Origin of the sequence: Streptomyces sp. Isolate_45, assembly GCF_024721315.2 — a bacterium.
Lineage (GTDB): Bacteria > Actinomycetota > Actinomycetes > Streptomycetales > Streptomycetaceae > Streptomyces.
Genome location: NZ_JANFAK020000323.1, coordinates 1 through 2709 on the forward strand (window position 1 = coordinate 1; position 2709 = coordinate 2709).

The following is a 2709-nucleotide window of genomic DNA, read 5'->3' on the forward strand; positions in this document are numbered from 1 at the left end:
CCCCGGCGCGGCCGGGGCCGGGCGGGGCGCGGCAGCACGACGCGTCTTACACCGGCGGTCGGGCGAGGCGTACCCCCCCCCCCCCCCCGCCCCCGGCCGGCCGGGGCCGGTTCAGTGCGAGGCGGCCGCCTCGGTGACCTCGCTGGGGCGGACGATGACGAAGCCCTCGCCGCTCAGCTTCAGCTGGACGGCCTCCCCCGAGCCGCCGCGGATCATGGAGCCGACGGACTGGGAGCGGTGCAGCCCGGTCTCCAGCCGGGCGCTCCAGCCCACGACGGCGTCGGTGTCGACGAAGACCGGTTCCTGCGGGGTGACGGGGATGATGATGGGGCTGCCGTCGCACACGACGGCGAGCTTGCCGGTGCCGGTGAAGAGGCTGTTGAAGAGGCCGCCGCCGGTCATGCCGGCGCCCTTGACCATCTTGATCTCGTAGGAGAGCGTCGGGTCGAAGCACAGGACGTTGCGGCCGTTGACGGTCAGCGCGTCACCGGGTTCGAAGTCGACGATGAAGCAGTTGCCGCCCTGGTGCGCGAACCAGGCCTCGCCCTGGCCCCGTACGGACATCAGCGCGAGCCCCTCGCCGGTGACGGCGCGCTTGAGCATGCCGCCTATGCCCTGGCCCTTCCGCTCGAACTGCAGGTTCCCCCGGAAGGCGATCATCGCGCCCTGACGGGCGAGCACCTCTCCGTTGACGGTGTACTTGACGGACTTGGCGTTCTGCAGGGTCATGCCGGGCGCGGCGGCCGGCTGGGCCAGGTTCTCGGACGCGAAAAGGTCGCTCTTCATGGGTTCGATCCTCGCGCGGGTGAGGGACCCGGAGCATCCTCCTCAGGTCGGAGGCCGGCATCCTTGGCAGGATGAGCAGCCGGCACACGAACGAGACCACAGACGTACCCGCGGGCGGCAGCGCGCCGGTATCCACGGACACCCCCACGGACGTACAGGTGGTCGTACCCACGGCCGCCCCCGCAGCCGTTCCCGCGGTCGGGGCGGAGAGCCCCTTCCGCCTGGAGCACGTCCTGCGCGACGAGGCCCCGCAGTTCGTCCTGCCGCTGGTCGTACGGATCGAGAAGACCGAGCCGCCCGCCCGGACGGACGCGCTGGAGACGGCGGCCCGCGCGGTGCTGGTGCTGCTGGCGGACGAGCGCGCGCACGGCGAGGGCGAGTGGGCCGAGGCCGTCCGCGACTGGCAGGACGCCCGGATCCGCAAGGTGGTCCGGCGGGCGCGCGGCGCGGAGTGGCGCAAGGCGGAGACCCTGCCGGGCATCACCGTCAGCGGCGAGGCCTCCCAGGTACGGGTCTTCCCGCCGGTGCCGCTGGACGGCTGGCCCAAGGAGCTGGCGAAGCTCCAGGTCTCCGGCACCGATCTGGACGACCCCGGGCCGGTTCCGCCGGCCGCCGCCGACCTCCCGGTGCTGTGGCTCAACCCGGACCTCGGCATGTCCGCCGGCAAGGCGATGGCGCAGGTCGGGCACGCGGCGCAGTTGGCCTGGTGGGAGCTCACCCCGGCCGAGCGGACGGCGTGGCGGGACTCCGGTTTCCGACTGGCCGCGCGCACGGCCCCGCGCGAGCGGTGGGCCGAGCTGGGCGGGAGCGGACTGCCGGTGGTACGGGACGCCGGTTTCACGGAGATCGCGCCGGGATCCTGCACGGTCGTCGCGGACCACCCGGCGCTGCGGGCACGGCTCTGAGGTCCGGGCGGGAACCTCAAATCATGCTCTGAACGTCCCCCCACGCGGGTTGGCCGGGCTCCGACAGGGTCATCACACCGGCACACGGTCCGACGGACCGAAGAGAAGAGGGGGGCGGCGACATGAAGCCCATGACGCGCCTGGGGGTGGGCATCGGCTGGCGGCCGGAGATCGCGGACGCGGTCGAACGGCTGCCGGGCCTGGACTGGGTCGAGGTGGTGGCGGAGAACGCCTGCCCCGGCCACCTGCACCCCGGACTGCTGAGACTGCGCGAGCGCGGCGTCCACGTCGTGCCGCACGGGGTGTCGCTGGGCCTCGGCGGCGCCGACCGGCCCGACGCCGGAAAGCTGGCCGAGCTCGCGGAGCGGGCGGTGGCGCTGGGGGCGCCGCTGGTCACCGAGCACATCGCCTTCGTACGGACGTCCTCGCCCGCGCTGGAGGCCGGTCACCTGCTACCCGTGCCCCGCACCCGCGACGCGCTGGCGGTGCTGTGCGAGAACGTGCGGATCGCCCAGGACGCGCTGCCCGTGCCGCTGGCGCTGGAGAACATCGCCGCGCTCCTCTCCTGGCCCGGGGAGGAACTGACGGAGGGGCAGTTCCTGACGGAGCTGGTCGAGCGGACCGGCGTACGGCTCCTCATCGACGTGGCCAACCTGCACACGAACCGGGTCAACCGCGGCGAGGACCCCGCCACCGTCCTCGACGGGATCCCGCTGGAGGCGCTGGCCTACGTACACGTCGCCGGAGGCGTGGAGCGCGACGGCGTCTGGCACGACACGCACGCGCACCCGGTACCGCCGGTGGTGCTCGACGTCCTCGCGCGGCTGCGCGAGCGGGTGGACCCGCCGGGGGTGCTGCTGGAGCGCGACGACGACTTCCCGCCGGAGGCCGAGCTGGCCGGGGAACTGGAGCGGATCCGGGCCGTGGTGGGCGCCACCCCCACCACCGCCCGGCGGCCGCCCGCGGCGCCCGACGGGGAGATCGGCAGAGCGTCGTGTAGGGGAACAGTGTTACAGCA

The 2709-nt window shown here is 73.8% G+C and carries 3 protein-coding genes; 2 read left to right on the forward strand and 1 reads right to left on the reverse strand.

What is annotated here, in order from left to right; all coding sequences use genetic code 11:
* Positions 1-111: 111 nt before the first annotated feature.
* A complete protein-coding gene (locus NOD94_RS40700; RefSeq protein WP_281211280.1) occupies positions 112-786 on the reverse strand; it encodes an AIM24 family protein in 675 nt (224 codons plus the stop codon).
* A 71-nt stretch (positions 787-857) separates the two neighbouring features.
* On the opposite strand from NOD94_RS40700, the gene NOD94_RS40705 reads away from it, so the two are divergent.
* Both NOD94_RS40705 and NOD94_RS40710 read left to right on the forward strand, forming a co-directional pair.
* Complete coding sequence (locus NOD94_RS40705) at positions 858-1691, forward strand: aminoacyl-tRNA hydrolase (protein WP_281211281.1); 834 nt, start codon at positions 858-860, stop codon at positions 1689-1691.
* 122 nt (positions 1692-1813) lie between these two features.
* A partial coding sequence (locus NOD94_RS40710) for a DUF692 domain-containing protein (protein ID WP_281211282.1) occupies positions 1814-2709 on the forward strand: 896 nt, incomplete at its 3' end.